Origin of the sequence: Brucella pecoris (genome assembly GCF_006376675.1) — a bacterium.
Lineage (GTDB): Bacteria > Pseudomonadota > Alphaproteobacteria > Rhizobiales > Rhizobiaceae > Brucella > Brucella pecoris.
In genome coordinates this window covers 643004-651044 of the sequence record NZ_VEWK01000002.1, presented here as the reverse complement: position 1 = coordinate 651044, position 8041 = coordinate 643004, and the positions used below count along the sequence as shown (strand labels likewise).

Sequence of the window (8041 nt, the reverse complement as noted above, 5' to 3'; positions counted from 1 at the left end):
ATAAGCCTGTCCTCAAGCCTGTGCTTGAGCCTTTCTGCTTATGCCGACGTGTCCGGTCGAAATGGGGGGCAGTTCAATACAAAAGCTCGCGAACTTCGGTCCCGTGGGTGTTTTGTCGCCGTGTTGTATAACGAATTCCGGCCACATCGCGCCATTGGCAATAAGGTGCCGATTTCGCTTATGAATGGCTCAAGGGCATCCCCGCCGCTTTGAGCCTTAAACCCGGAAAATTCCAGTTCTCTGTGGTCCAAATTCGGGGAGCACCTCAATAGCACGGAAAACTCTCATTATAAACGGTCCAGTTTTAAGGGGGCTGAGCAACTGAGGATAGCAATTTTAGCAATTCATGTTATCTTTATTCGATGGCGTAGGTAAAAACGTATCGAAGAACTAATAAAAACCTTGATATGCCACATTCCTTTCTTGGCTGCATGTCCGCCGCCATGGACAACACTTATACTGGGGACATAGGCAATGTCTGCAAATTCGTGTACTCTCAAAGAGAGGTCGAAATCCTCGAAATAGAGAAAATAGCCGTCATCAAACCCTTTGGTTTTTCTTAGAATTGAACTCCTGAAAAACATGAAGCAACCGCTTACAATGAGCGGATTCCAGTAAACAGCGTTTTGGGTTTCGGCTTGCATTTCATAGCGCGACAATCTTTTTTTGAAGATAATGCGGATTGCATGTGGTGCAAATCCTCGCAGCAATAGATCAAAGATGGCAGGATAGCGTTTGCAAAGATATTGTCTGTCGCCGTTTGGCCATTCCGAATAGGGGGTGACCAGCCCACAGCGCGGATGGGTTCTCATAAATGCAATCGCGTTTAAAAGCGCCTCTGGATGCAACTCGATATCTGGATTGAGAATGAGATGAAACTCCCCCATATCCTGAAATGCGAGGTTATGCGCGCGTCCAAAGCCAATATTGCCCTGTCCGTGAAGAATACGCACAGGCAGATGCGGGTAATCTTTTTCTACAAATGCTGAAATGAAATCTTTTTCGGAATTGTCGACGATTGTTATGAAGAAGGTGCCAGTGTCGAATTGCGCCAGAGCGGTTGACAGGCTGTACAATGTTTTGCCCAATTCATGAAAATCGGGATTAAAGGTAACAATTGAAATCGTCAGTAATTGGTTTTGGCCGCCGTTTGAAACGCAATCACTCATACATCTTCCTTGTTGATTATAGCTATGCGATTGCTAGCCTATTGCACCAAACTGGTAAAGAGCATCTTGTAGCAACGAATTTATAAAACATCGTAAGCGGCTAGGCTAACCGGTTCTTTGCAAGAAGCTGTTACGTAGAGAAATGGTGAAGGTCTTCGAGAAAACGGCGCCGACCGCTATTGCGTTTGAGGCATGCGGTGGCTCGCATTATTGGGCGAGGTTGTTGAGTCATTTGGCCATGAGGTAAAGTTGATCGCGCTCAGCTAGCGAAGTCTTATGTGGAACGCGGCAAGAACGAGGTGGTTGATGCGGAAGCCTTGACTACTTACAAACATTCACTCGTTGTGAGCGGTGTTTTTTTGTTTCTTTGTCGCCAAATCGAAGCCATGATGCTAAAGCAGACGTCTGTTGTCTGAATAATCCCAAGGAAGTGACTTTACATGAAGGGTATAATCCTCGCTGGCGGTAGCGGCACCAGACTTTACCCATTGACTATAGCGGTTTCTAAGCAAATCCTCCCGATTTATGACAAGCCGATGATCTATTATCCCCTGAGTGTGCTCATGCTAGCCGGGATTCAAGATATTCTGATCATTTCGACACCACATGACTTGCCCCTGTTTCAAAAATTGCTCGGAGATGGCCGCGAATTTGGCGTCAATTTCTCTTACGCTGAGCAGGCATATCCTAATGGTTTGGCCGAAGCTTTCATCATTGGTCGAGAATTCATCGGCAATGACAGCGTGGCCATGATTCTGGGCGACAATATTTATTTCGGTGATGGTCTGTCGCAGCTCTGCCAGATATCCCGCGAGACGGAAAAAGGCGGCTCGGTTTTTGCCTATCACGTTGATGATCCGCACCGTTATGGTGTCGTCGAATTCGACAGCAAGACGGGCAAGGCAATTTCCATTGAAGAAAAGCCGCAAATGCCCAAGTCCAACTGGGCGGTGACTGGTCTTTATTTCTACGACAATCAGGTCGTTGACATCGCGCGTTCAATCAAACCTTCGGCGCGGGGTGAATTGGAAATCACGACCGTCAACAATATCTATCTTGAGCGCGGCGAATTGAATGTGCGGCAACTGGGGCGCGGTTATGCGTGGCTTGATACTGGCACGCATGACAGCCTGCATGAAGCATCGTCTTTCGTGCGCACCATCGAAAAACGTCAGGGCATCAAGATTGCATGTCCCGAAGAAATCGGCCTTGAAAGTGGTTGGATTTCCAGCGAAACCGTGCTCAAACGCGCAGACCTGCTCGGCAAGACGGAATATGCGACCTATCTGCGCCGCCGTGTTGATGAATTGGGAAAGAAATAATGGACGTTCGTTCGCTTGGTATCGACGGTGTTTTTGAAATCAGCCCGCGTAAATTCGGTGATGACCGTGGCTTTTTCTCCGAGACCTATAATGCGAAATCATTCGTAGAAGCCGGAATTGATCTGACTTTCGTTCAGGACAATCATTCCTATTCGGTCGCCAAGGGCGTTGTGCGCGGGCTTCACTACCAGTTGCCGCCATTTGCACAGGACAAACTGGTGCGTGTTACGCGTGGTGCAATTCTGGATGTGGCGGTCGATATCCGCAAAAGCTCACCGACGTTCGGGAAGTGGGTCGCGCTGGAAGTTTCCGCCGAAAAGTGGAACCAGATTCTGGTGCCGAAGGGCTTTGCACACGGCTTCATGACACTCGTTGAAAACACTGAGGTTATCTACAAGGTCACGGATTACTATTCCCCGGAGCATGATCGCTCGATCCGTTTTGACGATCCGGCTATCGGTATTGAATGGCCACTTCCTTCTTCAGGCGTCCAGCTTTCTGACAAGGATCAGAAGGCCCCGCTTTTTGCTGACGCAGAAGTTTTTGTTTGAGGAAATGATATGAATATTCTCGTTACCGGTGGAGCAGGGTTCATTGGTTCGGCCGTCTGTAGGTATCTGGCTTCTGATCCGAAGGTTAATGTCGTCAACCTTGATAAGCTGACCTATGCGGGTAATCTGGCGTCACTCCGCCAGATCGAAAACCACCCGAATTACAGCTTTCTTGAAGCCGATATTTGTGACGACACGAGCGTTCTGGAAGCATTGCGCGCCCACGAAATCGATGTGGTCATGCATTTGGCAGCGGAAAGCCACGTGGACCGTTCAATCGATGGTCCGGGTGCTTTTATTGAGACGAATATCGTTGGAACGTTCCGTCTGCTCAATGCGGCACTTGCTTATTGGCGAGAACTGCCGGAGCCACGCAAGTCGAACTTCCGCTTCCACCACATCTCGACAGATGAAGTGTTTGGCGATCTGCCTTTCGATAGCGGTATCTTCACCGAAGAAACCCCGTATCAGCCGTCCTCGCCTTATTCGGCTTCGAAGGCGGCCTCCGATCATCTGGTGCGCGCCTGGCATGAAACCTATGGTCTGCCGATTGTGTTAACCAATTGCTCGAACAACTATGGACCGTTCCATTTCCCGGAAAAGCTGATCCCGCTCGTCATTCTCAACGCGCTCGATGAAAAACCGCTTCCGGTTTATGGGGCAGGGGCGAATGTGCGTGACTGGCTTTATGTTGAGGACCATGCGCGTGCTTTGGCACTGGTCGCTACCACTGGCAAGCTCGGCGAAAGTTACAACATTGGCGGGCGTGCCGAACGTACCAATCTGAATGTTGTGGAAACGATCTGCGCTATCCTCGACAAGAAGCGGCCTCGTGCAAACGGCAAGAGTTATGCTGATCTGATAACCTTCGTGACAGATCGACCCGGTCATGACCGCCGCTATGCGATTGACGCTTCGAAGATTGAACGTGAATTGGGCTGGAAGCCGCAGGAAAGCTTCGAGACGGGATTGGAAAAAACCATTCAATGGTATCTCGATAATGCATGGTGGTGGGAGCCGATCCGCAGCGGTACATATGCTGGTGAGCGTCTGGGCAGCACATCAGCGAAAGAGGCCAAGGTATGAAAATCCTCGTCACCGGACGGGAAGGGCAGGTTGTCCAGAGCCTCCTTGAGAAGGCAGTTCAACGTCCTGATCTGGAGGTGATTGCGTTGGGTCGCCCGGAACTGGATCTGGGAAAGCCGGACACTGTGCGCAGTGCCATTGAGACGATCAAGCCCGACCTCGTTGTCTCCGCCGCCGCCTATACGGCGGTGGATCTGGCCGAGGATGAGCAGGAACTTGCCTTTGCGGTGAATGCAATTGGCGCTGAAGCCGTTGCTGAGGCGGCGAAGACCTGTGGCATTCCTATCATCCATCTTTCGACGGATTATGTTTTTGCGGGCGACGCTGACGAACCCTATGCTGAAACGGATGTCACCGGACCTCGCAGCATCTACGGAAGCTCCAAGCTTGAAGGTGAGCGTCTGGTTACGCAAGCCAATCCAAAACATATCATTCTAAGAACGGCTTGGGTTTATAGCCCATTCGGCAAGAATTTCGTCAAGACAATGTTGAAGCTCGCGGAGACGCGCGATGCTCTCTCAGTCGTTTCCGACCAGTGGGGCAACCCGACCAGTGCACTCGATATCGCCGACGCGATTATCCGGGTGGCGGATCATTTGGCGGCTACGCCAGACTTTTCAGCTTACGGTGTTTACCATCTGGTTGGTACGGGTGATACAAACTGGAGTGGCTTTGCGCGCGCAATATTTAGTGAAAGCGTCACGCTCGGCGGATCGACCGCGACAGTTACGGATATTACGACAGCCGATTATCCGACCAAAGCGGTACGTCCTGTTAACTCCCGCCTGTCAACCGCCAAATTCCAATGGGTGTTCAACTGGTCCGCACCGCATTGGCAGTCATCATTACGCGATGTAGTGGCCAGACTGATTTAACGTTTTGACATCATAAATTCTGAGCGCGGCTTCATTCAACGAACGGTGCCGCTTTTTCTCTTATCATGGAAACAATTTCAGCTTGGCAATCAACCTTGACGCCGTGCGCCAACTGTAGCACAAACCTATGACACATTTGGCGAATGTGAAAAAATGGTAATCCCCCCGTTTTTAACGGGGCTCTGCAGTAGAATTCACGCAGCCGCTTTTAGTTTCTGTGCGGGTGTGATGCCGCCGATGCCCATATTGGGCCGTTCGTTGTTGTAGGTCCAGAGCCATTGCGTGGCGAATTCCTGTGCCTCCTCGATACTTTCGATGGTGTGTTGGTCAAGCCATTCATGTCGCACGGTGCGATAGTAGCGCTCGATATAGGCATTCTGTTGCGGTTTTCCGGGTTGGATGTGGCATAAAACAATTCCTTGCGTTTCGGCCCATTCCATCAGTTTGCCACTGACGTATTCAGGTCCATTATCCACGCGAATGGCGAATGGTTTACCACGCCATTCGATGATCTGGTTCAGGCTGCGGATGACGCGTTCAGCAGGCAGCGAAAAATCCACCTCGATGCCCAGCCCCTCGCGGTTGAAGTCGTCCAAGACATTCAACAGCCGGAATTGCCTGCCGTCTTCCAGGCGATCCACCATGAAATCCATGGACCAGACCATGTTTGGCGCTTCGGGCACGGCCAGCGCATCGGGTTTGTCCCGCTTCAACCGCTTGCGTGGCTTGATCCTGAGGTTCAATTCCAGTTCGCGGTAGATGCGGTATATGCGCTTGTGGTTCCAGCGATGCCCCCGGACATTGCGCAGGTAAAGAAAACAAAGACCGAAGCCCCAGCTCTTCTTCGCCCGCGTTAGGCCGATCAGCAGATCGGCGATCTGCTCGTTCTCTTCGTTCAGCCTGGCGCTGTAACGATAGCAGGTCTCGCTGACACCAAAGGTACGGCAGGCCAGTGCAATGCTGACCCCGCGTAACGCCACAGCTTTCCTGGCCATCTCCCGGCGTTGAGATGACCGCGTCATTTTTTTCCAAGAGCCTCTTTTAAAAGCTCTGTCTGCATGCTCATCTCGGCATACATCTTCTTGAGCCGACGGTTCTCATCCTCCAGAGCCTTCATCTGGCTGATCATCGACGCGTCCATGCCACCATACCTGGCGCGCCACTTGTAGAATGAAGCGTTGCTCATTCCATGTTCGCGGCATAGCTCCGGTACTGGAACACCACCTTCTGCCTGCCGCAGGATCGCTAGAATTTGCGGTTCGCTAAATCTGCTCATCTTCATCAAAAATCTCCTCGATCATAATGCCGAGAAAATTCTACTTTTGAACCCTATTAATTCCTAGGGGGATTACCATTTCAGTACTTAAGAGCGCGTCAATTCCATCGTGATTAGAACAACGTGCCAAACTCCACAGCAATTATTAACGCAGACTGCGTTAAGGATTTGAAATTGCCTGCCTATACGGATTATGACCCACAATAAGGTGCATATGATTGCACCATTGTGGGGATGATAGTTTTATGTTCACGTTATAAGATGACAAAACTTTTGAGCTGGGGGCGCTTGCAGGAGCGGTCTCTTCGACATTGGAAAAGATCTGGCGGAAAGCATGAGTGGCACATCGCTTAAATTTGGCACAAGCGGTCTTAGGGGACTGGCGGACGAACTGAATGGTTTGCCCGCCTATGCCTATTCTCTTGCTTTCATCAGGATGCTTTCTGAAGCCGGAAAACTGCGCGCGCGCGACCAGGTTTTCGTCGGTCGTGATCTTCGCCCGTCCAGCCCGGCTATCGCGGCACTCTGCATGGCGGCGATCGAGGACGCAGGGTTTCAGCCGGTCGATTGCGGTGTTTTGCCAACCCCGGCATTGAGCCACTTTGCGATTTTGCAGCAAGCGCCATGCATCATGATTACGGGCAGCCATATTCCGGACGACCGCAACGGGCTTAAATTCTATCGCAACGACGGAGAAATCGACAAGAATGACGAGAGCGCCATCAGTGCGGTCTATGCCGCTCTGCCGGAAAATCTTGCCTTTCGTCATCTGCATTATGTGCCCCTTAGCAGTGATGCAATCGACCGCTATGTGAAGCGTTATGTTGATTTTGTCGGACTTGAGAGCCTTCGCGGCTTGCGCGTCGGGGTCTATCAGCATTCGTCTGTGGCGCGTGATCTCATTGTCCGTATCCTCACCGAGCTTGGCGCAGAAGCCGTACCGCTCGGTCGATCCGATGTGTTTGTGCCTGTCGACACGGAAGCTTTGCGCTCCGAGGATATCGAACTTCTCGACCAGTGGGCGAAGGAAAACCGCTTCGATGCCATTGTTTCCACCGATGGTGACGCCGACCGCCCGTTGATCGCGGATGAAAAGGGCCGTTTCGTTCGGGGCGATCTGGTGGGAGCGATTACGGCGAGCTGGCTTGGCGTCAAAACGATTGTGACGCCGGTGACGTCCAACTCCGCTCTTGAAGAAAATTTCGAGCGCGTCATCAGAACACGGGTGGGGTCGCCCTATGTCATCGAAGGCATGGCGCAGGCCATCGCCTCGGGCATATCGGCGGTGGTCGGCTTTGAGGCCAATGGCGGTGTGTTGCTGGGCACGGATATCAGCCGGGACAATCGCACATTGACTGCGCTTTCGACCCGCGATGCGTTGTTGCCAATTCTCAGCAGTCTTGGTTCCGTCAAGGAGCTTGGCAAGCCATTGTCCGAAATCGCAGCCCGCTTCCATTTCCGTATTGCTCTTAGCGACAGGCTTCAGAATATCCCGCAGGAAAAGAGCCTCGCGTTTTTGGCCCTGTTGAAGAATGAGGCGACGCGAAGTGCACTGTTTCAGATGGACGATCCGGTTGTCCGCTCCGAAACGATTGACGGCGTGAAACTCTTCTTCGATTCCGGGAATGCAATTCATTATCGCGCTTCCGGCAATGCGCCGGAACTGCGATGCTATGTGGAAGCTTCAGACGAGAGCCAGGCCGAGGCGCTTCTGGAAACGGGACTTGCCATCGCCCGCAACGCAACGAAGGACAACTGAGCA

At 51.6% G+C, this 8041-nt stretch carries 7 protein-coding genes and 2 pseudogenes; 7 read left to right on the top strand and 2 right to left on the bottom strand.

All coding sequences use genetic code 11. From position 1 onward, the window contains the following. Window positions 1–213, top strand: a pseudogene (locus tag FIB18_RS25065) (hypothetical protein); the annotation flags it as partial. A gap of 131 nt (window positions 214–344) precedes the next feature. Here FIB18_RS25065 and FIB18_RS06525 read toward each other — a convergent pair. Then, window positions 345–1169, bottom strand: a complete 825-nt coding sequence (locus tag FIB18_RS06525) for a glycosyltransferase (protein ID WP_140019923.1) — start codon at window positions 1167–1169, stop codon at window positions 345–347. A gap of 109 nt (window positions 1170–1278) precedes the next feature. On the opposite strand from FIB18_RS06525, the pseudogene FIB18_RS06520 reads away from it, so the two are divergent. The 5 genes and pseudogenes from FIB18_RS06520 to rfbD all read left to right on the top strand — a co-directional run. Further along, window positions 1279–1489, top strand: a pseudogene (locus FIB18_RS06520) (IS110 family transposase); the annotation flags it as partial. 120 nt (window positions 1490–1609) lie between these two features. Next, window positions 1610–2491 carry a glucose-1-phosphate thymidylyltransferase RfbA gene (gene rfbA, locus FIB18_RS06515; RefSeq protein ID WP_140019922.1) on the top strand — a complete coding sequence of 294 codons (882 nt, stop codon included), beginning with the start codon at window positions 1610–1612 and terminating at the stop codon, window positions 2489–2491. Then, a complete protein-coding gene (gene rfbC / locus FIB18_RS06510) occupies window positions 2491–3042 on the top strand; it encodes a dTDP-4-dehydrorhamnose 3,5-epimerase (RefSeq protein WP_174977395.1) in 552 nt (183 codons plus the stop codon). Before rfbA ends, rfbC begins: the two co-directional genes overlap by 1 nt. A 9-nt stretch (window positions 3043–3051) precedes the next feature. Continuing rightward, the gene (gene rfbB, locus FIB18_RS06505) at window positions 3052–4128 is read left to right on the top strand and encodes a dTDP-glucose 4,6-dehydratase (protein ID WP_140019920.1); all 1077 of its coding nucleotides are present in this window, start codon (window positions 3052–3054) and stop codon (window positions 4126–4128) included. Next, entirely contained in the window at window positions 4125–5003 is an 879-nt protein-coding gene (gene rfbD / locus FIB18_RS06500) for a dTDP-4-dehydrorhamnose reductase (RefSeq protein ID WP_140019919.1), read from the top strand. The genes rfbB and rfbD overlap by 4 nt, the downstream gene beginning before the upstream one ends. 194 nt (window positions 5004–5197) lie before the next feature. Here the strand turns inward: rfbD and FIB18_RS06495 are convergent. After that, window positions 5198–6285 (bottom strand): IS3 family transposase gene (locus tag FIB18_RS06495; protein ID WP_140019918.1). Its coding sequence is split into 2 segments (ribosomal slippage): window positions 5198–6030 and window positions 6030–6285, totalling 1089 coding nucleotides; the frame shifts between segments, so codons are not numbered across the junction. 328 nt (window positions 6286–6613) lie between these two features. On the opposite strand from FIB18_RS06495, the gene FIB18_RS06490 reads away from it, so the two are divergent. Then, window positions 6614–8038 (top strand): phosphomannomutase, encoded by a 1425-nt coding sequence (locus FIB18_RS06490; RefSeq protein ID WP_140019917.1) that lies wholly within the window; start codon window positions 6614–6616, stop codon window positions 8036–8038. Window positions 8039–8041: the final 3 nt, after the last annotated feature.

Coding starts and splice junctions, on each gene's coding strand:
- FIB18_RS06525 (WP_140019923.1), bottom strand. CDS start 1,169: ATGAGTGATTGCGTTTCAAACGGCGGCCAAAACCAATTACTGACGATT.
- rfbA (WP_140019922.1), top strand. CDS start 1,610: ATGAAGGGTATAATCCTCGCTGGCGGTAGCGGCACCAGACTTTACCCA.
- rfbC (WP_174977395.1), top strand. CDS start 2,491: ATGGACGTTCGTTCGCTTGGTATCGACGGTGTTTTTGAAATCAGCCCG.
- rfbB (WP_140019920.1), top strand. CDS start 3,052: ATGAATATTCTCGTTACCGGTGGAGCAGGGTTCATTGGTTCGGCCGTC.
- rfbD (WP_140019919.1), top strand. CDS start 4,125: ATGAAAATCCTCGTCACCGGACGGGAAGGGCAGGTTGTCCAGAGCCTC.
- FIB18_RS06490 (WP_140019917.1), top strand. CDS start 6,614: ATGAGTGGCACATCGCTTAAATTTGGCACAAGCGGTCTTAGGGGACTG.